The organism is Staphylothermus marinus F1 (genome assembly GCF_000015945.1).
Lineage (GTDB): Archaea > Thermoproteota > Thermoprotei_A > Sulfolobales > Desulfurococcaceae > Staphylothermus > Staphylothermus marinus.
In genome coordinates this window covers 1,236,129-1,259,098 of sequence record NC_009033.1, presented here as the reverse complement: position 1 = coordinate 1,259,098, position 22,970 = coordinate 1,236,129, and the positions used below count along the sequence as shown (strand labels likewise).

At 34.9% G+C, this 22,970-nt stretch carries 25 protein-coding genes; 11 read left to right on the top strand and 14 right to left on the bottom strand.

The genetic code is table 11. The features are described from left to right. The first annotated feature begins 23 nt into the window (after positions 1-23). Entirely contained in the window at positions 24-1,253 is a 1,230-nt protein-coding gene (locus tag SMAR_RS06760) for a methionine adenosyltransferase (protein ID WP_011839580.1), read from the top strand. A gap of 1 nt (position 1,254) precedes the next feature. On the opposite strand, the gene SMAR_RS06755 is transcribed toward SMAR_RS06760, so the two are convergent. Further along, entirely contained in the window at positions 1,255-3,291 is a 2,037-nt protein-coding gene (locus SMAR_RS06755) for a DUF460 domain-containing protein (RefSeq protein ID WP_011839579.1), read from the bottom strand. Further along, the gene (locus SMAR_RS06750) at positions 3,278-4,171 is read right to left on the bottom strand and encodes an RIO1 family regulatory kinase/ATPase domain-containing protein (protein ID WP_011839578.1); all 894 of its coding nucleotides are present in this window, start codon (positions 4,169-4,171) and stop codon (positions 3,278-3,280) included. The genes SMAR_RS06755 and SMAR_RS06750 overlap by 14 nt, the downstream gene beginning before the upstream one ends. A gap of 160 nt (positions 4,172-4,331) precedes the next feature. On the opposite strand from SMAR_RS06750, the gene SMAR_RS06745 reads away from it, so the two are divergent. The 3 genes from SMAR_RS06745 (at position 4,332) to SMAR_RS06735 (ending at position 6,270) form a co-directional block, all read left to right on the top strand. Next, positions 4,332-4,676 (top strand): ArsR/SmtB family transcription factor, encoded by a 345-nt coding sequence (locus SMAR_RS06745; RefSeq protein WP_011839577.1) that lies wholly within the window; start codon positions 4,332-4,334, stop codon positions 4,674-4,676. 142 nt (positions 4,677-4,818) lie between these two features. Then, a complete protein-coding gene (locus SMAR_RS06740; RefSeq protein ID WP_011839576.1) occupies positions 4,819-5,082 on the top strand; it encodes a hypothetical protein in 264 nt (87 codons plus the stop codon). 33 nt (positions 5,083-5,115) lie between these two features. Next, the gene (locus SMAR_RS06735) at positions 5,116-6,270 is read left to right on the top strand and encodes a hypothetical protein (RefSeq protein ID WP_011839575.1); all 1,155 of its coding nucleotides are present in this window, start codon (positions 5,116-5,118) and stop codon (positions 6,268-6,270) included. On the opposite strand, the gene mfnA is transcribed toward SMAR_RS06735, so the two are convergent. Both mfnA and SMAR_RS06725 read right to left on the bottom strand, forming a co-directional pair. After that, positions 6,251-7,384: a tyrosine decarboxylase MfnA gene (mfnA, locus tag SMAR_RS06730; protein WP_244372371.1), complete on the bottom strand. Its 1,134-nt coding sequence runs from the start codon at positions 7,382-7,384 to the stop codon at positions 6,251-6,253. The genes SMAR_RS06735 and mfnA overlap by 20 nt on opposite strands. Before the next feature lie 80 nt (positions 7,385-7,464). Further along, positions 7,465-8,820, bottom strand: coding sequence for a RuvB-like helicase (locus tag SMAR_RS06725; protein WP_011839573.1), 1,356 nt, complete (start codon positions 8,818-8,820; stop codon positions 7,465-7,467). Between the two features lie 295 nt (positions 8,821-9,115). Between SMAR_RS06725 and SMAR_RS06720 the strand changes: the two genes are divergently transcribed. Together SMAR_RS06720 and SMAR_RS06715 are read left to right on the top strand one after the other, a co-directional pair. Continuing rightward, positions 9,116-10,021: a hypothetical protein gene (locus tag SMAR_RS06720; protein WP_011839572.1), complete on the top strand. Its 906-nt coding sequence runs from the start codon at positions 9,116-9,118 to the stop codon at positions 10,019-10,021. A 170-nt stretch (positions 10,022-10,191) separates the two neighbouring features. Beyond that, complete coding sequence (locus SMAR_RS06715; protein ID WP_011839571.1) at positions 10,192-10,662, top strand: hypothetical protein; 471 nt, start codon at positions 10,192-10,194, stop codon at positions 10,660-10,662. A gap of 162 nt (positions 10,663-10,824) precedes the next feature. Here the strand turns inward: SMAR_RS06715 and SMAR_RS06710 are convergent, their stop codons facing one another. From SMAR_RS06710 to SMAR_RS06695, 4 genes are all read right to left on the bottom strand, one after another. Then, positions 10,825-11,226 carry a DUF2153 domain-containing protein gene (locus SMAR_RS06710; protein ID WP_011839570.1) on the bottom strand — a complete coding sequence of 134 codons (402 nt, stop codon included), beginning with the start codon at positions 11,224-11,226 and terminating at the stop codon, positions 10,825-10,827. 75 nt (positions 11,227-11,301) lie between these two features. Further along, a complete protein-coding gene (locus SMAR_RS06705) occupies positions 11,302-11,703 on the bottom strand; it encodes a Trm112 family protein (RefSeq protein ID WP_011839569.1) in 402 nt (133 codons plus the stop codon). Then, positions 11,700-13,073 (bottom strand): phosphoglucosamine mutase, encoded by a 1,374-nt coding sequence (gene glmM / locus SMAR_RS06700; protein WP_011839568.1) that lies wholly within the window; start codon positions 13,071-13,073, stop codon positions 11,700-11,702. The genes SMAR_RS06705 and glmM overlap by 4 nt, the downstream gene beginning before the upstream one ends. A 164-nt stretch (positions 13,074-13,237) precedes the next feature. Further along, positions 13,238-13,618, bottom strand: a complete 381-nt coding sequence (locus SMAR_RS06695) for a hypothetical protein (RefSeq protein ID WP_011839567.1) — start codon at positions 13,616-13,618, stop codon at positions 13,238-13,240. A 96-nt stretch (positions 13,619-13,714) separates the two neighbouring features. On the opposite strand from SMAR_RS06695, the gene SMAR_RS06690 reads away from it, so the two are divergent. The 4 genes from SMAR_RS06690 to SMAR_RS06675 are packed head-to-tail and all read left to right on the top strand — an operon-like array spanning position 13,715 to position 16,780. Next, the gene (locus tag SMAR_RS06690; protein WP_244372368.1) at positions 13,715-14,050 is read left to right on the top strand and encodes a hypothetical protein; all 336 of its coding nucleotides are present in this window, start codon (positions 13,715-13,717) and stop codon (positions 14,048-14,050) included. A gap of 6 nt (positions 14,051-14,056) precedes the next feature. Continuing rightward, a complete protein-coding gene (locus SMAR_RS06685) occupies positions 14,057-14,923 on the top strand; it encodes a sugar phosphate isomerase/epimerase family protein (RefSeq protein ID WP_011839565.1) in 867 nt (288 codons plus the stop codon). Further along, positions 14,899-15,633 carry a ribonuclease HII gene (gene rnhB / locus SMAR_RS06680; RefSeq protein ID WP_011839564.1) on the top strand — a complete coding sequence of 245 codons (735 nt, stop codon included), beginning with the start codon at positions 14,899-14,901 and terminating at the stop codon, positions 15,631-15,633. The genes SMAR_RS06685 and rnhB overlap by 25 nt, the downstream gene beginning before the upstream one ends. Continuing rightward, positions 15,611-16,780: an OBG GTPase family GTP-binding protein gene (locus SMAR_RS06675; RefSeq protein ID WP_011839563.1), complete on the top strand. Its 1,170-nt coding sequence runs from the start codon at positions 15,611-15,613 to the stop codon at positions 16,778-16,780. Before rnhB ends, SMAR_RS06675 begins: the two co-directional genes overlap by 23 nt. 32 nt (positions 16,781-16,812) lie before the next feature. Here the strand turns inward: SMAR_RS06675 and SMAR_RS06670 are convergent, their stop codons facing one another. The 5 genes from SMAR_RS06670 to SMAR_RS06650 form a co-directional block, all read right to left on the bottom strand. Next, the gene (locus SMAR_RS06670; RefSeq protein ID WP_011839562.1) at positions 16,813-17,223 is read right to left on the bottom strand and encodes an Hsp20/alpha crystallin family protein; all 411 of its coding nucleotides are present in this window, start codon (positions 17,221-17,223) and stop codon (positions 16,813-16,815) included. A gap of 12 nt (positions 17,224-17,235) precedes the next feature. Further along, on the bottom strand, positions 17,236-18,042 hold the full coding sequence (locus SMAR_RS06665; protein ID WP_011839561.1) for a proteasome assembly chaperone family protein: 807 nt from the start codon (positions 18,040-18,042) through the stop codon (positions 17,236-17,238). 221 nt (positions 18,043-18,263) lie between these two features. Beyond that, a complete protein-coding gene (locus tag SMAR_RS06660; RefSeq protein ID WP_011839560.1) occupies positions 18,264-19,403 on the bottom strand; it encodes an AAA family ATPase in 1,140 nt (379 codons plus the stop codon). Positions 19,404-19,453: 50 nt separating this feature from the next. Further along, complete coding sequence (locus tag SMAR_RS06655) at positions 19,454-20,236, bottom strand: hypothetical protein (protein WP_011839559.1); 783 nt, start codon at positions 20,234-20,236, stop codon at positions 19,454-19,456. Between the two features lie 117 nt (positions 20,237-20,353). Beyond that, complete coding sequence (locus tag SMAR_RS06650; protein ID WP_011839558.1) at positions 20,354-21,046, bottom strand: CdvA-like protein; 693 nt, start codon at positions 21,044-21,046, stop codon at positions 20,354-20,356. Positions 21,047-21,342: 296 nt separating this feature from the next. On the opposite strand from SMAR_RS06650, the gene SMAR_RS06645 reads away from it, so the two are divergent. Continuing rightward, positions 21,343-21,588, top strand: coding sequence for a hypothetical protein (locus SMAR_RS06645; protein ID WP_011839557.1), 246 nt, complete (start codon positions 21,343-21,345; stop codon positions 21,586-21,588). A 39-nt stretch (positions 21,589-21,627) separates the two neighbouring features. Here SMAR_RS06645 and eno read toward each other — a convergent pair whose 3' ends face one another. Then, a complete protein-coding gene (eno, locus tag SMAR_RS06640) occupies positions 21,628-22,947 on the bottom strand; it encodes a phosphopyruvate hydratase (RefSeq protein ID WP_011839556.1) in 1,320 nt (439 codons plus the stop codon). Positions 22,948-22,970: the final 23 nt, after the last annotated feature.

The window sequence follows — 22,970 nt, the reverse complement described above, 5'->3', positions numbered from 1 at the left end:
ATACTTACGAGGTTGTTGCGAAGATGACGAAGAGAAACATTGTTGTAGAGACACTCAAGTATCAAAGCGTAAAAGATATGAAAGTAGAACTTGTAGAGAGAAAAGGAGTCGGGCATCCAGACTACATTGCTGACTCTGCTAGTGAGTGGGCTTCAAGAGCTCTTAGCAAATATTATCTCAAAGAGTTTGGAACGATCCTACATCACAACCTTGATAAAACCCTTTTAGTCGGTGGACAATCGAATCCTAGTTTTGGTGGAGGTTATATTATTGAACCAATATATATTGTTGTAGCTGGTAGAGCTACTACCGAAGTAAAAACCGAAGATGGAGTAATTAAGGTTCCTTTTGGCTCATTAATTGTTGAAGCTGTTCGTGAATGGATAAAAAAGAACATGAGATATCTTGACCCAGATAGACATGTGATCATTGATTACAAAGTTAGAAAAGGAAGTACTGATCTTGTCTCTGTTTTCGAAGCTGGAAAGAAAACTATTCCGTTGGCTAACGATACAAGTATAGGAGTTGGGTATGCTCCTTTATCAACTCTTGAGGAATTAGTTCTAGAGACAGAAAAAATGTTGAACTCTAGAGACTATAAATCCCGTAATCCAGCTGTTGGCGAAGATGTTAAGGTTATGGGTCTTAGACAAGATAAAAAGATTTTCTTAACAATTGCTGCAGCAATAATTGATAGTTTAGTTAGAGACTTAGATGAATACCTTAACATAAAAGAGCAAATCAAAGAAGATGTTCTTGATCTTGCATCTAAAATAGCTGGAGACTATGATGTAAAGGTATTCGTTAATACAGCTGATATGCCGGATAAAGGAGTTGTTTACTTAACAGTAACAGGTACCTCTGCTGAGCACGGAGATGATGGAGCTACTGGGAGAGGGAATAGAGCTAATGGATTAATACCTCCAATGAGACCTATTAGTCTTGAAGCTACTGCCGGCAAGAACCCGGTGAATCATGTAGGTAAAATATATAATGTAATTGCAAAGAGAATAGCAGAGAAAGTATATGAAAGTATAGATGGGTTCAAAGACGTATATGTAGAATTATTGAGCCAGATAGGGAAACCAATTGATCAACCACTTGTAGCTAGTATTAAAATAATACCAGATAATAAGCATCTTGAACTACCTGGTCATGTTGTTGAAGAAATAAGGGCAATAGCTGATGAAGAACTAGCTAATATAACCAAAGTAACTATGGATATACTTGAAGGAAAAGAAATACTTTACTAGTCTAATAAGGTGTGAGTTTTTCTATTCCGAGCTTCTTTTTTCTCTTCTCCTGGTATTCCTCAACCAGCTTAATGACACGTTCATATTTTTCCTCAGCAATGATCTCTTCTATTTTTCTCCATTGCTTTTCAACTACTGATAGTATATCTTTTTTGATAAAAGCGTATTTATCATAAAACTTCGCATCTTTAACTTGAACAACTGGAACCTTTAAATCAATATATAATTGACCATAATCTTTTTTCGTAAGTATTGCAACTTTATATTTCCTTAGAGTTTGAATCGTATTGTTATCTAAAGGCATAATTTCGTCAACATATACTATATTATAATCATTTTTCTCTATTTTAGATGTATTAACAATTTTTTTAACCGAATTATAAGATAAGTTAGCAATATGCGGAACAGCTATTTCTTCACCCTTCACTATTTCTTCTAGTAGTTTGCCAAGCTCCATATATTTTTTATGGGTTTCAACAAGTTTTTCTTCCATTTCTTTTAGTCTCTTTCTGAGACTTAAGTTTTCATTAATTAGTAAATTGATTTTTCTACTGTATTTATCATTGTTAATAGTTGACTTCTTAACATACTTTAGTTCTAATATTAAGTCTTCGATTAATTGATCTTTTTCTTTGAGTTTGTTTTCCAACCTAGCAATGTAAGCTCTTAATCGCTTTATTTCATTAATAAATTTCTCAAATTTTCTATTCTGATCATCCATAATGTTATGGTTCTCCACAGTCTTATCTTTTATGGTCGTAATCGTCGTATTCTCTTTGTTGAGAAGCTTTCTAATCTCCTCTTCGATAGCTTCTGCTATGCTTTTTCCTCTGGCTATACTTATTTTTATTCTCTCTTTATCGATGGATAAATCGATATCTTCTATTTTCAAGAGTGCTTGCCTGATTTTTTCAGATATGGAGAGATATGCTTTATATGCTGCTACTAATGCGTCTCTTTCATGTGTATCCTGAACATCTAGCCATGGATATTTTTTCAATAATTTATTTATCAGATTATGTTTTTCATCGTTTGTTATATCTCTTGGAGGTAGATATAATTGTGCATTTAATATGGAGGCTGTTTTCTTAACTAGCTCTGGGGGATGAGATACATCTGTTGCGACGATGACAGCTTCTCCCATAGATGATACTATATTGAGTATTTCTCCTCGATCAAAGTTTTTGGAACTATATAGAAACAAAGGAGTTCCTTCAAGATCAATAACTGCTATACCAGTACTTATTCCTGGATCAATCCCTATTATTAATCCTTTTCTTGGCTTCTCTGTTCCAGTATTTTCGAATGATACCTTATTTGTATATATTGGTTTTACAATAAGTCGTACGCTTTTATTTTTAAAAGGCTTTATCAAACCATAAAGTTTATCTCGGGGAGCATATACTGTAAAGATGCTTTTTTCTAGTCCCCCATTACTTTTTCGAAATACTAGATCATAATCGAAACCATTTTGATCAAGAATCTTCTTAACGGTCTTCGTAACATTAAGTATTCCTGCTCTTATGCTTCTTCTATATCTATCATAGCTCATTCCTCCATGCCCTACGCTACGCCCACGTGTAACTATTATTTTTGTTTTTTCTTCGAGCAGCTTAACTACAACACCTTCTCCTTTAGAAGCTATTAGAGCGGCTAGATATGCTGTTTTTAATGGTGATAGTTTTCCATGAACTTCTAATCCCATTTTCCTAGCTATTGTTTTCACATTAACTGCTTCAGGTCCCCACCCTGTTACCTGTACTAGCTTTGTTTGAGGCGGTAACATGTCAATAATTCTTCTTAGACCATCAACATTCTCTGCCAACTCAAAAACATTATCTATTGCTATTATCGATGGCTTATGTTCCCAAACAAGTCTTAAAAGGCGGGCAAATGATACGTCTTCATAACTGTCAATTATGTTTCCATTTAAATCTACGAGTACAAGGGCATAATGAGGCTGTTTATTACTTGATTGAGCAGAATATCCTGGAAGTATATCAATTCCTGCTACAATATTTTTTCTAGTAGTGCTCATATTCCCCCCTAACATATAAATAGGCTTTTTCTAAATCAACTCCGACCTTATAATGTTTATTGAAAAACCTGACTATATATTCTACATCTCTTCTCAAAAGGTGATCAGCCATGGGATCATCTCTGTAAACATATTGTGGCCAATCAATGATATAGGGTTTATTCTTTTCAATATCAACTATAACATTATATTCACTCAAGTCCCCGTGAATAATGCCAACCTCCAAATATGCTTTTCTAAGAGTACTTAATATTCTGTCAAGAACAACTTCTGGATTGTTTAATTGAGGCCTCCTATATAGTTCGATACCGCTAATGTACTCTGTTACTACAACGTGTCTATTAAATGCTAAAGGTCTAGGAACATCTGCACCAACAAGAAATAGTTCATGGGTTGCTTTAAATTCTCTTTCAGCGGCAGTTTTAGCTTGTTTGAACCAGTCTAGCCTAGGATTAAACCCCCATGATCTAACAATTCTTGTTCTCCTAAAACTAGTTCTACCTATACGCATGAATTTAACGGCTACAAGAATATTGCCGGGAGCAATAGCTTTAAAGATCTCGCTCTCCTTCCCTACGCCTATACGATCCCCTATTGCTTCTATAATGTTTTTCCTAACTAAATAATTTAATGCAATCATATCAAGCCCTAAATAGGTTAGACGAAATGCTTTGTATCCTGAAATAGACTTTCTCTTAACTAGACTTAGCCTATGAAGCTTAGATAAAGAAAGAACAACATGTTGTTCGGGAAGTCTAGTATATTTCTCAATGATTTCCAACGGAACATACTCGTATTTAGAATGCCCTCTCTCAATAGCTTCTAATACTTTAAAGTCTCTGTCAGTTAACTGTTTATATATAATACCGATCTTTACCAATCTAAGTATTCACCAATACTTATAAAGTGAAATACTATCCTATAAAACTAGGGGAGTTAAAATTCTCAATATATAAACTTTTCTATCATGGCTAGAACTTGTATGATGAAATACATTTCAATAAATAATTTAATTTTATCAAAATTATTAGGTGGAAATATTGGTTGAACAAGTATTTACAAGTAAGAGTTTAGATGAGATTAGATCGCTTAAATACATGATTAAAAATAATATTCTCATAATTAATGATCTATATGGATTAATAAAATTAGGGGATATATTGTCGTCAAAAACCAGGCGACTTATCCTGTATCATCTATCTAGAAATAACGGTTTAAGTATAAAGGAACTATCCGAAATCACACGATTACCTGTATCTGTTATAAGCAAACATGTAAAAAAACTTGAAGATGCAGGATTAGTTATATCAGGTTTAAAAAACGGTAATAGAGGGCTACGAAAGATCGTGATAAAGCGGGTCTCGAAGATAATAGTGAATCTGTAATACTCTGTTAATAATTAATTATTAACAAAAATCATTCCATAGTATTTACTTGTCCTTCCTTTATAAATAATCTGAAGCGACTATCTTCTATACAGGAGAGTATATTTAAGACTTCAATAATTGATAATATGGTGGTTAAGAATTGATCGATCAAATATCATTATTGATTATTGCCATATATCTTACCTTGATCATAATACCATTGATCTATAATGACAAATACATCAAAGAAAACAATAGAATGCCGAGAAACAAAAATAATAATCCTATCCATGTTCATGAATTAAAACCGCTTAGCAAAAGTGTAATAATTCTATTAAATAATCTGAATGAAAAACAACTTGACACAATATTGAAAATCACGAAATCGACCTCAAGGAAAATAAGTGATGAGAATGCAATCTAGTGGCAACCAATTATTTTTACAGGGTGAAACTTCTTGTCTAAGAATATATGGGGGCCAGGATTAATAGCCGCTATATCAGGTATTGAATTAACAAATATTGTTTTATACATGTTTTTCGGAACACTATACGGGTTCTATAGTGTTATATTTATTTCAGTAATGTTCTTAGCCACAATCTATATACAGCAAACAATAACTCTTCTATATGTAAGTTTAGGAAAAAGGCTAAGTTCCCTAATAAGATCCTTATCAAAAGCCCTCTTCAACTTGTATAGGATATTAATCTATATTTCCTCTAACCTGATCCTTCTAGTAAACATTCTTATACTAACATATATCTATTATTTAATGTTAGGCGGATTATGGGTTCCGTATATTATAGTTTTTATAACAATAATATTCTCTCTAGCAAATACATATAAGTTTAAATCAATAGAAAAAATTCTAAGTATTTTATCAATACTGCTTCTAACATATTTAGTAGCATTAATTTATTTAGTCATAAATAAAGAGTCAACAAACATTATTGATGCAAGCATTATAGGAGCGAAATATTCTCATTATGCTTTAATAGCTGCTCTCTGGGGCTCAATAGCGTCTCCCTACTCGTTAATAATTCAAGAAGATGCTAAGTCAACAAATGATTTACTTCCGGCATATATTTTTGGAGTACTTATAGGTACTTCGATAGCTTATTATTCCTACTTATCTGGAATAAATCCATCTGATATAAGAATGCTTATTTATTTACCACTTAATCCAATATTATCTTCAAAAATATTATTGATAGGTATTACAGCAACTGTTATTTTAGCTTCGATTAGTATATTATTAACTAGCTCAGCTATAACTATGAATAGTAGTAGAGTCCTTGTATCAAGGTATAAATTTAGCTTATCGTTTACACTTGTATTTATTGCATCTATAATATTATTGGCTCCTTTTCTCGGAACTATTCCAGAAATAGAGAGAATACTCGTTGATATAACTATTTATGCCTCAGATATTGTGGGTTTACTTTTCTCTTTAAGTATTCTCATATTATCATTTGTGTTTTACTATCTATATAGATCGTCGGGGGATAATCTATATAAACTAAATACGCTGGTCTTATCGATTATCGCAGTTATTTCTCTAATTATTTCGTTTAAAGCAATAATAGATGAAATTATTGTATTATTTCTCTGACAATATTCACAAAATCGTCTATATGAGATTTTTCTACATGAGGCATTATAACTATTCTTAGTGCTTCTAGACTTGGCGACTTATATAGAAAGTATCCCTTACTTAGAATTCTTTGTAATAGTTCAATATAATCGATATACTTGTGTTTGAATACGACAATCGGCAGAATAGGCTTAAACACTTTTAGTTCTTTTAACGCAGATAGTCTACGATAAGTATACATTGCTATATTGTATGTTTTTAACGCGATTTTCTCATATAGATCTAAACCATATATTTTTAAGAGAATCCATATAGAGGCAACAGATCCTCCCGGTCTTGTTCCAAGTAATCCACAGTATTTACCATATAATGTATATTCTGCTTTGTAACATATTTTCTCCGAGTATCTTTTACTATTAAACAATAAAATTCCTGAAGGAATAGGTGCTAAGCCGTTTTTATGGAAATCAACAGATATACTTGACACACCATTATAGAATTTAAGATTCTCTCCTATGATTCCATGCCTATATAGAAAAGGTATAAGCAATCCTCCATATGCTGCATCAACATGTAGGTAAACATTGTATTCTTCAGCTAATTCACTAATGCCTTTTACTGGATCAATTAATCCTCTCTCAGTCGTTCCTGCAGTAATCACTACTGCAAATGGATTATATTTTCGAACATATTCCTCCAATATAGAAGCATTTACTGGGTTCCCGTTAGTAGGTATTTTAACAAGTTTACAATTCATGATATCACATGCTTTATCAACAGATACATGCACAGTATCTGGGGCTATAACAGTGTTTGATCGGTTAGGAAAGATTTTCTTGGCCACTAGAATAGCTGCTATATTAGATTCTGTTCCACCGCTGGTTAGAATTCCTGACTCTCCTCCGTGATATAGTTTTATAAGTTCATATATTATATCATTCATCATGTTCTCGATCTCTTTAAAAATAACTGGATCAGATGCATTTGTATGTATAAACATTAAATATGCATAAACTGCTAGAGGATGCGGCGTAGTTGTCATTGATCCTAATATTTTTCCATCTTTATGATGAGGAGTGTTACTGTATTTCTTCAATAATTCTAGAACAGCTTCCCAGAATTTTCTATCCAATAATACTTCACCATGACAAAACATGTTTTTCATAGAGTGTTGTAAGGGAAGAATTTATTATAAAAAGTTTTATAACTAATTTATTTCATGAATTTCTCTTCGAATTCTTTAAGGTACTTGACACTTCTGCTTGTATCTATGAATATTTTTGCAACTCTACGAATATCTTCAACAGATACTTGTTCTCTTCCATTAACAGATGCTATTATCCGAGCTGGCTCCATTAGTTGAACAGCATATCTTAGGCTGGTTTCAGCCCCGATCCTTACAAGTTCTTCGAGTGCTTCATCTGACAGCTTTATATTTTCTTCTTCAGCCCTGATCTTTATGATTTCCCTTATTTCTTCGGGCTTATACGGTCTTGTAGGAATAATCAATAATCTATCAAGGAGATCAAGGGGGATACCATGAGGTGATTCGATATCAGTACCTCTTATCTTAGCAATTCCTCTATTGGTTGCCAATATTATTATTGGTGATAAATCGCTCTCCATAGCTCTGGATAAGAAACTATATGCTTCTATATCAAGCATGTGAGCGTCATCTATGAATAATACGCCGGGAATAATTTCTGCTTTCTTTTCATCAATCCATTTCTTAACCATATCATCAACTTCTTTCCTGACCTCCGGAGGTATTTCTCTTTCCACGCCAATGGTGAAGAAGCTTATTAATGCTCGTTGACTAGCAACATATACATCTAAATCGTGTAGCGTAAATGTTCTAACTATTTCCTTCTCTTTCTTAACAGGCCCCCTAGGCATTTCTACAACTTTATGTGTTTCAATATCATAATACCTAGCCTTCTCAACACCTTTTACTTTACCTACTCGGTAAACTCGGCCCGTTTCAGCATCAATCCATATTAAGTCTCCGCGTCGAACTCCTAGTTCGAGTAATTGATGCGTTATCTCCTCTCCCACGGTTAATGTTAATTCTTCGTCTTTGGTGGCGAGAGTTATTCTTGCCTCTTTTGGAACAGTCATGTATGGAACCATAGGATGTCTTGCTCTACGTATCTTTAGTTCTTGTACAACACCTTCATAGACTAGTCTTTTTTCTCTTAGTCTAACGCCGAGCGCTCTTCTCATAGCTTCCATTAATATTTCTGTTTTCTTTTTCTCACTACTATATATTTCTGATCCGCTCATTGCTACAAAGGGTGTATCTTCTCCAAGCTCTCTTGCAATAGCTATAGCTATAGCTGTCTTCCCTGTTCCTGGTGGTCCAACCAATAAGATTCCTCTACCCGCTATTCTTCCTTCTTTAATCATATTAACAACTATGCCAGCTGCTTCTCTAGCCTCTAACTGTCCAACAAGACCATCTGCAACGGGTAATGCTTTACCTTTCTCATCCAGACCCAAACCACGTATATGGCTATGAGCACCTATTCTCTTAGGTCTTGGTTTCTCAATTTTTATCTCAACACCCATTTACACCACCTCTTTATCATTGATTAAAACCCGGGGCCGCCCTCGTTTATATTTATCCTAATATAAGGATACAAGTTCTTCTTCGAATCTCTATATAACTATTATATTAAGTAGGAGCTTTTAATCAGTCGCCGCTGAAGTCATCATGGGCCCCAGCCCCTAAGGCCTCGGTGGTACAACCTAGTCATCACTTACTCTATGATTTAAAGTGTGTAGAGGTAGATATATAGCTTGACTTATAAATGCTATATAAAGTGATTTATACTAATTAGTATCTTGTTAGGGTGTAATTGTTTTGGAAACGAGTAATAGGCTTCACCAAATGCTTAAGAAAAGATTGCTTGAGGTATTAAAGATACTGCAAGACAAGTCACGTGAACAACCAATGTTCAACCAGTTAGTTAAAAAACTTAAAAATGAATATGAAGAACTAAGTAAGGTAAGCCCTACACCTATAATTTCAAAGTATCAAGTTGATTTATTCATGCATATAATTAAGTATTTAGAAGAGCTTGTCAAGCTTGTTAATATTGAAGAAATATCTGCTGAGGAAATCCACGCTGTTATCAGAGACCTTGATAGATCAATTAAGGATTACATTTATGTAATGAAAAAAGACATACTCCGCTCAAAAATAATGTTTTATTCGCCAATATATCTAGCATTCATAATCTATTTGATAAATCTTATAATTGCAAGTAACACGCAAAGCCAACTCATCATTAACACGATCATTACACTCATTGGAGGCGTGGCATTAGTGCTTTCAATGATCAGACTAGACTATGCATATATAGCAATACTAGCTTCTGCAATAACAGGCTTGTTCTCGCTATCATACTTTATAAACAAGTTAACGTCTCAAAACCTATATATTGCAATGATCTATATTCTAATAATAATTTCAGCAACAACATATTTCCAATTATTAAAAACCACAAGATCAAAAACCTATCAGGATAAAATACAAACAATAATTTCAAATATTATGGATTTAACAAAGAAACTCTCTGAAAACAGAAGTGAAAAAATAACCGAAAAGACAAGCGAGCTCATGAATAAGCTACTAGGAAAATACAGAGAAATTTATGGAGTAGAAGGAGAGACTCTCCTAAAATATAAACTAAACGTTCTGATCATGCATGGATACAGTAAGGAAGAAGCTATTAAGAGACTATATAAAGAACTAGAAGAAAAATAATCATAAATAAAACAATAAATAGATTCCATGAACAAAATATTAAATAGGCTATCCGCTTGTTTGGATACTTGGTTGTTTTGGAAATTGTACCGTGCAAAATAATAAAGCACGGGCAACCACAAGTCTAATCTACCTAGAACAAAAAATGTTTATATATTGAGGTGAGATAAATGTCAAAACCTAGTACTGGTAGATCAAAAGAGCTCAAAATAGTAACAAGGCATGTTATAACTATTAATGATATAGAGAAAGATCATAGGAAAATTAAGTTATTATATATAATTTCACAGCTTGGAAGTATTAGTGAAAAAGCCCTACAGTACCTATTGTACTATATGAAGGAGAAAGGATATGATCTAGGCTATAACTATGTAATGCTTGGACAATTCCCATCAAGTAAGGAAATACTCAATGACACGCTTGCATTAAGATATGTAGGATTATTAGAGACAAATCCACGAAAAAAGCTAGAAGTAACAAGTCTTGGAAAAGAATTTCTAGAAAAACACAGTAATGTTATTAGTGATGAAGAAAAGGAAGAGATACAAAAACTGATCGAAGAATTAAGAATAAAAATAGCACCAATAGATGCCGAAGTAGAAATGAGGACAAGACCTAGGAGAAGAAGACGACTATTCTAAGATTTAAAAAGCCTTATTATTTAAAGATTCAAATAGGGGGTCAGGGCCCCGGGTAACGGGGCCGTGTGGCCCATGGATGAGCCCGTGGACGAGTTGCACGGCCACAAAATCTTTACATATTCCCTATAAGTTTTCTTCGAGTTTATTGTATTACATGATTTTCTACATAGAGGGGGTGACTTGGAATCTCCTTGTTTCTTTTTCTCGCCTGCCAATTGTTAATATGGGGTTTAATTTGCCTTCTTTTGCAAGTTTCTTTATATATTCATTAAATTTAGAAGTGTGCTCTATATCGAGATCTAATAATTGATAGAATATTGTTCTCAACTTAGTCCAGAGATCTACTAGCATTTCTCTTGGCATATGACTTATAACCATGGGTTCTTTTAACCATTGATCAAAGGCTTCTATGGTTCTAAGCATATGCTGGAATGCTTGTCTCGATAATAGTATAAGCTCCAAACGATCTAGTTTCTCATAGTGTTCTTCCGCTTTCATAAAGCTTTCCTTAATCTCCTGTTGTCTCTTAACCCATGCTTCTAAGTTTGGAAAATATCCATCCATAACTAGTCAACCACCTTTTTGCTAGGCCTTGGTTTTTCACTAAGTTTAAATACTGCTAAATATTTTTTGCATAGTTTAATCGTTACCTGTGCTAGACAGATTATATGGTAAGCCTTCGTAAACTATTTCTTTCGGTAATCTATCCTTCCATTTCTTAAGGAATTCTATATCTGATTCTTTCCTCCTTTTATTATCTCGGAGTAAGTATACGATCCCGTTTTTAATAGGATACCATCTCTTACATTTAGGACAATAGAGCACACCTTCTTTAATCCCTATTCTCAAACATTTTTCGCATGGATAAGTTTCGCCTTGTTTAATAGGTTTATCTAGGTATGCACAATAGTTTCTACATAGCGGAAATTCTAAGCCGGATGTATCAACGTCTTCTTCGATTGTCTCTAGAGGTATTAGTTTTAATGGATAATTTTTACAGTGTAGGCATCTGATAAAATCTAATCCCCAATAGCGCATCATTTCTTACCTGTCACCTCTTCAGCGATTTTCTTAACTATTGATAATAGTTCTTCTGCTTTTTCCTTAGTTTTTGCTTCTAACATTATTCTTAGCAAAGGCTCTGTGCCGCTAGGCCTCACAAGTAACCAGAAGTCATCTGATATAACTTTTACACCGTCAATAGTTATTTGTCTATAGTTCTTAAAGTATTCTTTAACTTGTTCAACAACGAGTAATGCTTTATCTCTTGTCATTGGTATCTTGGTTTTTATCAAGTGGTATTGTGGGAGATCATCATATATTTCTGAAAGCTTTCTGTTCTCTTTCGCAATCATTTCCAGCATGAGGGCTAGAGTCATGCCTCCATCTCTAACTAGTTGATGTGGTGGATACATGAATCCACCATTTTCTTCGAATCCGCAGAGAGCATCATTGTTTCTCTGCATTGTTCTCGAAATATCAACGCTTCCAACCTTTAACCACACTACTTCTATGCCGAGCGGTTTTAGTATTTCTTCGATGATAGTGCTGGATGAAACCGCCGTATACACCTTTCTGGGTAGTTCAGGGTGTTTTTCAACAAGATACCTGGCAAGGATCGTTGCTGTACGATCACCCCATTGCACCCTACCCTTGTCATCAATAAATATAGCTCGATCAGCATCTCCATCATGTGCAACGCCTAAAACCGCACCAATACTAACAACAGTTCTAGCTGTTTCGCCTAGATGCTCAGGTATAGGTTCAGGCTCTCTTCCCGGAAAAGTAGGATCTAAATGTCCGTTAACCGTATAAACTTTAACTCCAAGCTCTCTTGCAATCCTAGGCGATGTTAATGCTCCAACACTATTAGCTGGATCTATAACTATTTTGAATCCCTTACTACGTATTAGATCCTTATCTACTTTTTCAATAACTCCTTTAACATATATATCGTTTACATAGGGATAAGGTTTAGCATCATATATTAGTTGTCTCCATGGAACTCTCCTGAATCTCTGACTAAAATATATCTCCTCGATCTCAAGCTCTTTCTCACGTGGAACCTCTATTCCGTCAGCAGCTACGACTTTGATTCCATTATATTTAGAAGGGTTATGGCTAGCAGTTATTATAACTCCACCATCAAAATCTTGTGTTTTAACAGCATACTGTAAAGCAGGTGTTGGAGCTAGTTCTCCATCATAAACTTTTACGCCAGCAGATAATAAGCCGGCTATAACAGCTGATTTTATCATGTATCCACCTGCACGGACGTCTCTACCCACAAGAATCTTTGATCCCTCACCAAAAAATGTGCCTATAGCCATTCCAAGCTTTAATGCGAGCTCAGGAGTTAACTCTTCGTTTATAATTCCTCTAACACCATCCGTACCAAATAATCTACCCATAATAATCACCCTAGTTAATTAAATACTCGATATTCATATCCAATCTAAGATTTATATCTCTAATAGTTAATGTATTTTTGTAAAAATAACTCTATAGAAACGAAAATAACGAATACCTACAGATAACGATATGATTAACTAAATAAAATATTTTTTATAAGGGATTATTCTTCTTCGAATTCAGCATATTCCTCGAGTATTTCTTCCATTGCATCTCTTACGTCGTTTTCTCCCTCTCTTAATCTCAGCTCAACTTTGAATCCCTTATCGCTAAGGAGTCTTGATACATCAACTGCGATATCTCTCATCTCGCTCAATACATCTTCTACAATGGATTCTAGGTCTTCGCCTGACTCGATAAGATCGCTCATAACGTCTCTTAGCTCTTCTTCCGCTTCTAATTCTACTATAGCTGTTGACCCACTTAATCTAATAACAAGTGAAACAGGTAGTTCGGAGTGCGTGGCAATAATTCTTCCCTTCCTCTTCTTAACCTCCAGCTCGTGCTCTTTCAATAAATCTATTAATTCTTGGGGGACAGGCATTGAACCCTCCCTTAATTATTTTTCTCCATAATTAGCGGTAGTTCATCCAATTTTAAAACGTTACGTTTTAATAAGTTATTATGGGAGAAGCAGGAGATGATTATATGGATGAGAATAGCTTTTCTTATTAGCAGTCGTCGACTCATAGATGCTGTTGGCAGTATTGTTAAAAAATGCCTAGACAATAATGAGTTGTTTATAATTACTAGTAAAGAATTAATTAAGAATTTAACAAAAGTTCTAGACAAAAATATCATTGATAAAATAAATATTATTGTATTAAAGTTTCGAACAGAAGAAAATGCTCTTAGACTATTTTCGCAAATATCGCCGGACATAGTCATAGATTGTGATCCAATTGATTACTTCAAAGAACTTAAGAGAATAATTAAGTTTAGTCATGCAATTGTTAGGAAATGTGTGATAGAGTGATTATACATGAGTATTAGAATAGGTATACCTATATGGATAGGTAGTTTCATAGACCATAGTATTGAAGAAGTAATAAATCTTATCTCAACCTATAAAATAGATCTAATCGAAGTATCCATAGATTATCCGTGGCCATATAAAGAGATGGATTTATTAAATAATCTTATAAGTGAAGTTATTAATTATGATATAAAGATCAGTCTACATGCACCATGGAGAGACATACCATTAGCAACACCATATGATTATTTAGGAGAGCACATAGTAAAATTATTGTCGCAAATATTGAATCCAATACTTAATAGGTTACCATACGAAACATATATAGTATTTCACCCATTAACCATGCAGAAAATAGATATTCTTAGTAATAGAAAAGATATAGTATCTAAAACGCAAAAGAGAATGAATTTCCTCAGAGAATTGATTAATAAAAATACAACTATACTGTTAGAGAATCTAAGTAGAGGATTCGGTTCTGAGCCTAGTTATTTGAGAGAAATAGTTCTAGGACTAGACAAGTATAATATAGGATTATGTCTAGATGTTGGTCATTTAGCTATGAGATATTTCAGAGAACTAAGTGGCGTATATACCGATTTCTATGAGTATTTAAAGGAGGTAATTACTATATTGAACGATACACAGATACCAACCGTTCATTTACATGATACAGATGGGAAAACACATGAACATCTCTTAATTGGTGAGGGAAAACTAGATTTTAAGAAAATTCTCAAAATACTTAACAAGTTAAAGCCTAAATATATTGTCTATGAAATGTTTCGCTCAAGAAAAACCAAGGCTACCTTAGAGGAAATACTAAAAATTATTGATGGTCAGAGAACATGGGTAAGAATATACATGCACTAAGTATAGGTATTGATGAAGCAGGCCGAGGCCCTCTTATTGGAGATTTAGTTATAGCCGTACTAATGATAAACAGAGATAAGATAAAGAATTTAATTAGTATTGGTGTAAGGGATAGTAAACAATTAACAAGACACACTAGACTAATCATGGCAAAGAAAATACTCAAATTAGCGGATAATGTTTCAATCATTTATATATCGCCGGAAATGATCGACTCATATAATATCAACAAGATTATTGCTGAAAAAATAATAATAGCATTGAGGATGCTTTCACAGATAATAAACCATTATAGAACGGTTAGTATTTACATTGATGAGATCAAAGGTTATAAAAACTATATTTTAACTAATTTATCCAAATATATTAATAACATAGAAGAATATGTTATGGAGCCAAATGCTGATCAAAAATACCCTGTGGTTTCAGCCGCCAGTATTCTAGCAAAAACCATTAGAGACAAAAATATAGATTTCCTTAAAAAAATCTATGGAAACTTTGGCTCAGGATACCCCTCGGATAAAATTACAATTAAGTGGCTCACAAAAACATACAATGAAGAAAATGAACCCCCATTAATTATTAGAAGAACATGGTCCACTCTAAGAAAATATGCACCCAAATGGTATAGCAATTTAAAAAATAAGAAGACGCAAAGCATTCTAAACTATCTAGGTGTTGGAAGAGATGGTGACGAATCTTCCGGCTGAAGCTAGAGCTAAATGGATAAAGGTTATGGAAGCTAGAACTATTGAGGAGAAAATAAGAGCTCTAGAAGAATTCTTATCTGCTGTCCCTAAACATAAGGGAACAGCTAATCTACGCCTATGGGCTACTAGAAGATTAGCTGAACTAAGAGAGGAATTAGAAGAGAGAAAGAGAAAGAGGGGAGGAAGAGGAGTATCTTTCTTTGTCGAGAAGGAAGGAGCTGCTCAAATAGTTGTTATCGGACTTCCTAACTCTGGTAAGAGCACACTAGTTAAGCAATTAACTGGTACAAGAACTAGAATAGCTGATTATCCCTTTTCAACAAATAGACCTGTCCCAGGAATGCTTAGGTATCAGGATATTTATTTTCAACTCGTTGATACTCCTCCGCTCCGACCGGGAGGCGGGCCTTGGAATAATAGAGTTATAGGATTAGTGAGAAATAGTGACGCAGTAATTATAGTTTTGAACAATGAGAATGATCCATTAAAAGATTATTTATTGATAAAATCGGAACTTGAAAAATCAGGAATTCTTCTATATAAACCACAAGGTAGAGTTGTTATCGAGAAAGAAAGAGCGGGCAAGACAGGTATTAGAGTAACACTTATGGGAAAGATAATTGACGGAACAATAGACGATGTTCGAAAAATAATGGAAAGCTATAGAGTCTATAATGCCCACATAAAAATCTATGGTATAGTGACTCTTGACGATGTTGAGCAAGCATTGTTTGAAAGCAAAGTTTATAAGCCAAGTGTTATAGTGATTAACAAAGCTGATCTCAATATTGAAAAAGCAAAAGTAAAAGCATATGAAATACATAAACTAGATCCAAGTGCTCCAATAATAATTGGATCAGCTAAGCTGAATAAAGGTTTCGAACAACTCGGCGAAATATTATTTAAACTACTAGGAATAATACGAGTGTATACGAAACAACCAAATGGACCTATAGCTGATAAACCCTTAATACTTAGAGAAGGAGCAACAATATATGATGTGGCACGTTCAATCCATAAGGATTTTGTTAAAAAATTTAAATATGCTAAAATATGGGGTCCTTCTGCAAAGTATCCTGGTGAGAGGGCAGGGCTAGATCATATAGTTATGGATGGAGATATTGTTGAAATTCATGTGAAAGGATAATAAACATAGATAATTCTTATTAAGGCACCTTATTAGTAGCTAGTTATTCTTGGAATTATTATTCTTATAATGCCTTTAGCAGAATCCTTTTCTACTTTTAGATTTGAGGGATCACTATCATAGGGTAGTTTGATGGATGTATGATATCTTCTAAATCTTACCTCTCTATATGTTGACCATCTATCGAATCTTATCTCCCTTTTCAATTCACAGTCAATTACTAATACATGGTTCTTTACTTTGATAGATAAAGCGCTTAAGTCAGCATATGGTAGATCTACTAATATTTCATATCTATCAGGATATTTCTCCATAGTTATAAGAGGCTCAAGCATACCATTAGCAGACCACATCGACTCAGCTGTTTCAAACTCTTTTTCGAACTCCTCAAATAATTCTCTCATCTTTTTACGAAACCTTTCAAATAAGTCTTCAAACCCCATATTTATCACCCCCTATTGATACATGAGAGGCATTTGCATCTCGAACTTCTTTTGCATTTCAGACATAGATTTCCTAGTTTGTCTCATCAACTCTCTTGTCTGGAGCTTTATTAGCTCTGCTTCTTCTAACAGTTTACTTACATCTATATCTACATTGATGATCTGTGACAGAATCTTTAATGCTTCAGCAGCAGATTCAGGGTCAGGTAAGTCAAAGAAGGATTCTACAAATATTACAAGATTGTTTATTCCTCTTCTTCTAGCTTCTTTCAATATAATAGCGTAAGGACCCACAATGAATCCTTCTCTAAGTTCTTCTAGTCCCTTATCTTTAAGTAGTTCCGCCGAGCTAGCTGTGCTGGCAAGCCAGTAGGAACGTGGTTTTTCTATTTGGAGCCTGTTAGGAGCGGCTATTCCGGATATGGATATTATGTGTTTAATTCCTATTTCTCCCGAATACTCCAGTATAGCTAATGATAAAGGATATACTGCCGATGCTGGAATAGGTGCTTCTGATAATAGTACTAGATATTTACGATCACTGGGCATATACATTTGTATAGGGCTCATAGGCGTAGATTTATGAATTACTGTAACAGGCGGAAAATATGCTGGTGAATCAATTTCTCCGACAAGCTTCAAATTCTTGTTTATAACCAAGTAGCGTGAAGCGATAGCACCTACGAGTCCTGCATCAGGTAAGCCTAGAACCAGGTACTCAGGTGTTGGTTCCTCGTATGGATCGAAATATTCATGTATAATTAGTCTTTCATATGTAAGTGTTCTTTTTGGTCGCTTAATTACTAGTTCAGGACACACTTATACCACCTTGAAACCTGAAAATAGTATATGTATTTTCCGGGTTTTATTTTGTTTGTAAGAACATGGGAAGAAATTATTTATTTGTATAGATGAAGGGGTAGGGGGCTCGGCTACCCCGGAGCAATAATCATTTAAGCTATTTCATGGGCATGACTATCCTCATCGCCCCATTATTCAATTAATGTCTTAGAGCATTATTATCTTCACAGGGGGTTTGATCAGTATGTTCCATGTTTTTCTTCCCAGACCTTGTATGCTTGTAGCAAGTTTTTGTCTATGCTTGGCTTTCTAGATTTTATCACTTCTATGAAGTCTTCTGTTGTAATAGGTCTAATTTTTTCGCCATTATGCTTTTCTAGGAACTCTTCAGCAAGATTTGATTGTGTTTCTTTGACTATAGAGTATATATCTGCTGAACTATATCCTTCTGTTAGTTCTGCTAGTTTATCATAGTCGATCTCTCCTATTTCATATGCTTCTTTCAATTGTTCTACATAGAACTTGAAAAGTTGTTTACGTACACGTTTATCGGGTGGTGGAACATATATTCTTTTTTCAAATCTTCGTATGAACCCTATATCTAGTTTCCATGGCTTATTTGTTGTCCCCACAACGAATACTAGGAGTTTATTGTTTTCCTTTTCCTTTAAACCATCCATCTCCATTAGAAATTGGTTTCTAACTCTCTTTTCGCCGCCAACTTCTTCACCATATTCCTGTAATAATCCGTCGACTTCATCGATAAATATTATTACTGGACTGCCCTTACTTGCTATCTCCCGGGCCTTATGAAAGACTTTTGCAACATTCTTCTCTGCTTCGCCGAGCCATTTAGACATTATCGTTGCCGGGCTAACATTTATAAGTGTGGCATTGATCTCATTGGCTAGTGCGTATGCTATAAGAGTTTTACCACATCCAGGGGGGCCGAAGAGAAGTATTCCTTTGGGCCATCCCAATGGATATAGTTTTGGGTTCTTAACAGGATATATAACGGCTCTTTTTAATGCTCTCTTTACTTTCTCCAAGTCAACTATATCTTTAAAAGTCTTCTTATTAACTCTCATATTCGGCGATAATACTTCGATATCCTCTGCCCCAGATCTTTTTCCGTCTCCTCCTATACCTATCTTTTCTATATGTTTCTCCAATACTTTTACGCGAGACTTATACTTAATTATTAATCCACGATAGAAATCTGACATTGAGCTATCCGGGTATAGTCTTAAATATTTCAAGAACAGATCTATGGCGGCTTTATAATATTTAATAGCGGTTTCATAATCGCCTTTCTTATCAGCAGCAACAGCTTTATGAGCATATTCTGTGCCTTTTTCTATTAAGTATTGTAGACTCATGACTAAACCTCCTCCATATAGGCCCGGGAGATAAAAGAAAATTTTTATGTTTAATGTCTTAACCTAATACGGCCTTCTTCCTCTAGCTTTCTTAGAGCGTCATAGACTAGATGCTTTGGAACTTTGTATTTCTTAATGAAATCTTTTATAACGAATACCCCTCCACTAGTCCTTATTTCGTCAAGTATCCATTTCTTCACAATTGCCAATGGTACTAAGTTATATTCCTGGACAGCGCTAGGTTCTGGTTGGTTTTCCGGTGGTAGAGGTGGAATAGGTAGTTTTTCAGGCGCATTTTTATCATCTACTTGTATGTTATCTTTATATCCTACAACACCTGCGATACTGGAGATATTTGATGAAGCAATGATACTTGTAACTTTTCTTTCTACCTCCATCAGCATTGTCGATAATTCTGGAGCGATCTTCTCTACTTCAGGCTTTAATGATTGTAGTTCTTGTATAACTTCAGGGAGTAATCTAATTGGTTCCTCTACTAGTGTTAGCGTTTCCAACCTGTATCTAACTCTCATTAGATCATATTGAACCTTGTCGAACATAGATATTAATCCTGCTATGTGCTTAAGTTCCTCAATAAATATATCCTCGTATTGTTTTCTCCCCTCGCTTGCAAACAACTTAGCTCTACGGCTATGATCTTCATGAACTGATTCGAGGCTCTTCTTAGTTGATTCTATAGAGTTTATCATTTTATCTAGAACAGCTATTGCTTCATATATGCTCCTAGTAACAGGATCTTTGGATCTCTTAAAGAAGCCAAATAAGCGCCCAAACCAGCCGATACCTCTTGAGCCAATTCCTAATGTTGACACTTATTCATCGCCCCATATCTTCCTTGATGAGAGTTATATCCAACATATTATTGCCGTGAAAAATTCTTTTTAAATTCAGGAATTGGTAGTATTGGAGAAATACCCCGGTATTCCCTTTTAGCTCTCTAAAACAACTACTGGTAATGCTTGATTCTGTTCAGGTACTTTCTCGTTTGCTGAACTCGTTGTAACACCTATATCTACAGGTTGGTTTTCTAAAGACTCTATTTTCTCTAGATGCCTCTTAACATTCTCCTTTTCAAGCTGTGCGTGTTCTAGGTGCTTCCTTATCTGATCAGCAGCTACCTTATATGCTTTATCTGGGACCTCCCCCGCCATATAGCTTATTTTAAGGCTTGTTAATGCTTTTTCAAGCTCTACAATTATGTCTTCAAGCTCGTATTGTCTCTTCTTTAATAAGTCCTTAACCTTCTTAGACTCTTCCTTAGCTTCCATTAATGCTTCTTCAAGTTTTTTCTTGAACGCCTCGTATGCATGGCGGGGTACTTCTTTCTTAGCATATAGATCCTCCAGTGCAGCTGCTCTCTTCCTTAATCTCTCAAGTCTATTCTCAATCTTCTTAGCTTCGTATTCCCACTCAGGTACTAGAACTATTTCTCCATTTTCAAAACTAAATCTATCAATACTTTTTTCTTCAAACTCAAAGTCTCCATAGCTTATCTCTAAAGCTGTCACATTTCCGTCTGAATCACTGTAGAAGCTTACTACGTGGCCTATTCTACGACCATAGGGGTCATTTACGGGTTTACCCAAGTAATTCTCGATCTCCTCAACTTTAAGGCTTGACAATCAAACCCCCTCCGAGACATAGAGTATTTGTCGTAGTCTATATTGTCTAGGATTTAGTTAAAAAGAAAAAGACTGTTCGTTTATTTTTGAGCATTCATATAGGCTCCTTAAAAACATAGATATGCTTTAAAAGAATAAGAAAAGATCAGCAGCCTGGCATATGGCATCCCTCCACGGCCTAATTAGGCCGTGGAGGCTAACCACGCTTTTAACCCTCATCATTATCTATGAACTAGTAATGAGTCTTTGGTTTTATCAACTTATCTTGTTAGAAATTATATAGTGGGTGATAAAATATGGGGCTAGATACATTATTGCAGGCAGGTAATGCGATAACAAGTTTCTTTGCTGGACTCAACGGTGTTGGTGCAGTATTGGTAGTTATTGGATTAGGAATACTGTTAGCTATAGGTGCAGGAATAGGATTATATATGTTAGTACAGCTGGTTAAGCAAATACCTAGAATGACTCCATGGGAGTTCTTGAAATTCGTAGTGATCAGTGCAGTAGTATTAATAGTGATAGGTATCATACTGCCTTAACCAGGGAATTAAAAGATTTATTAAAAATATTTTTGATAATTACGGTTTTCGAGGGAATAATTGAAATCCCAAATACATAGGCTTTTCAAGTTCTTCTTCAATTTCAAGTAGTCTATTATACTTAGCTGTTCTCTCCCCTCTAGCAGGTGCACCTGTCTTTATTAATCCAGCATTTAATCCAACAGCTAGATCAGCTATTGTAGTATCTTCTGTTTCGCCGCTACGATGACTTATTATTGTCCTGTAATTATGAATATGGGCTAACCTAACAACTTCCATTGTTTCGGTAAGTGTTCCTATCTGGTTAACCTTTACTAGAATAGCATTTGCAGCTCCGACTTCTATTCCCTTGCTAAGCCTCTTAGGATTAGTTGTAAATAAATCATCTCCAACAATTAACACCTTATCACCCAATCTCTTAGTTATCTCGGCGAATCCGTCATAGTCTTCTTCATACAGTGGATCCTCTATACTCACTATCGGATAATCATTGACTAGTTCCTCATATAACTCGATCATTTGATCCCTCGTTAACTCACGGCCTTCAACAACATATACTTTCTTTTCTTTATTGTAGAACTGTGAACTAGCAGCATCTAGAGCTAAAGCAATTTCTTTTCCGGGAGAATAACCTGCAGATTTTATTGCCTCCATTAATAAGTCTAGTGCGTCACGGATTTTTTCTAGTGGAGGAGCATATCCTCCTTCATCACCTACATTGATGGCGGAGGAACCATATTTTTCCTTGAGTATTCTTTTGAGCTCATGATATGTTTCAACCGCAGCCCTTAATGCTTCGTGAAAACTATTAAATCCTGCTGGTACAATCATGAATTCTTGAAAATCCAGTTTGTTGCCGGCATGAACTCCTCCATTAATAATGTTTAACATTGGAACAGGCAATATATTTGCTTGTTTTCCGCCGATATAGTAGTATAATGGTATCTTCATTGTTGAAGCAGCAGCTTTTGCAACTGCTAGACTAGTTGCTATAATAGCGTTCCCACCTAGTCTGCTCTTATTCTCTGTCCCATCTATCTCGATCATTTTATAGTCTATTTCTACCTGGCGCCTCGAATCCATACCAGTAATAGCTGGTGCAATAATTGTATTTACATTGTCAACTGCTTTTCTAACACCTTTTCCATGAAATTCCTTTCCCCCATCTCTAACCTCAACTGCTTCATGAATACCTGTAGATGCACCACTAGGAGCTGCAGCTACTCCCACACCTAATCCTTCAGTAACTACTTTTACCTGAACCGTCGGGTTTCCTCGGGAATCTAATATGTATCTGCCGCGAACAGCTTTTATCTTAAACATATCATCTAATACAGTCGTATAAGTAGTGTATGTCATGGCTTATACACCTACTATATGGT

Excerpts from the sequence above, each read along its gene's own strand:
- rnhB (WP_011839564.1), top strand. The coding sequence starts at position 14,899 with ATGGGTAAGAATATACATGCACTAAGTATAGGTATTGATGAAGCAGGC.
- SMAR_RS06760 (WP_011839580.1), top strand. The coding sequence starts at position 24 with ATGACGAAGAGAAACATTGTTGTAGAGACACTCAAGTATCAAAGCGTA.
- SMAR_RS06725 (WP_011839573.1), bottom strand. The coding sequence starts at position 8,820 with ATGGGTGTTGAGATAAAAATTGAGAAACCAAGACCTAAGAGAATAGGT.
- SMAR_RS06710 (WP_011839570.1), bottom strand. The coding sequence starts at position 11,226 with ATGGATGGATATTTTCCAAACTTAGAAGCATGGGTTAAGAGACAACAG.
- eno (WP_011839556.1), bottom strand. The coding sequence starts at position 22,947 with ATGACATACACTACTTATACGACTGTATTAGATGATATGTTTAAGATA.
- SMAR_RS06690 (WP_244372368.1), top strand. The coding sequence starts at position 13,715 with ATGATTATATGGATGAGAATAGCTTTTCTTATTAGCAGTCGTCGACTC.
- SMAR_RS06660 (WP_011839560.1), bottom strand. The coding sequence starts at position 19,403 with ATGAGTCTACAATACTTAATAGAAAAAGGCACAGAATATGCTCATAAA.
- SMAR_RS06675 (WP_011839563.1), top strand. The coding sequence starts at position 15,611 with ATGGTGACGAATCTTCCGGCTGAAGCTAGAGCTAAATGGATAAAGGTT.
- SMAR_RS06685 (WP_011839565.1), top strand. The coding sequence starts at position 14,057 with ATGAGTATTAGAATAGGTATACCTATATGGATAGGTAGTTTCATAGAC.
- glmM (WP_011839568.1), bottom strand. The coding sequence starts at position 13,073 with ATGGGTAGATTATTTGGTACGGATGGTGTTAGAGGAATTATAAACGAA.
- SMAR_RS06715 (WP_011839571.1), top strand. The coding sequence starts at position 10,192 with ATGTCAAAACCTAGTACTGGTAGATCAAAAGAGCTCAAAATAGTAACA.
- SMAR_RS06695 (WP_011839567.1), bottom strand. The coding sequence starts at position 13,618 with ATGCCTGTCCCCCAAGAATTAATAGATTTATTGAAAGAGCACGAGCTG.
- SMAR_RS06705 (WP_011839569.1), bottom strand. The coding sequence starts at position 11,703 with ATGATGCGCTATTGGGGATTAGATTTTATCAGATGCCTACACTGTAAA.
- SMAR_RS06755 (WP_011839579.1), bottom strand. The coding sequence starts at position 3,291 with ATGAGCACTACTAGAAAAAATATTGTAGCAGGAATTGATATACTTCCA.
- SMAR_RS06670 (WP_011839562.1), bottom strand. The coding sequence starts at position 17,223 with ATGGGGTTTGAAGACTTATTTGAAAGGTTTCGTAAAAAGATGAGAGAA.
- SMAR_RS06645 (WP_011839557.1), top strand. The coding sequence starts at position 21,343 with ATGGGGCTAGATACATTATTGCAGGCAGGTAATGCGATAACAAGTTTC.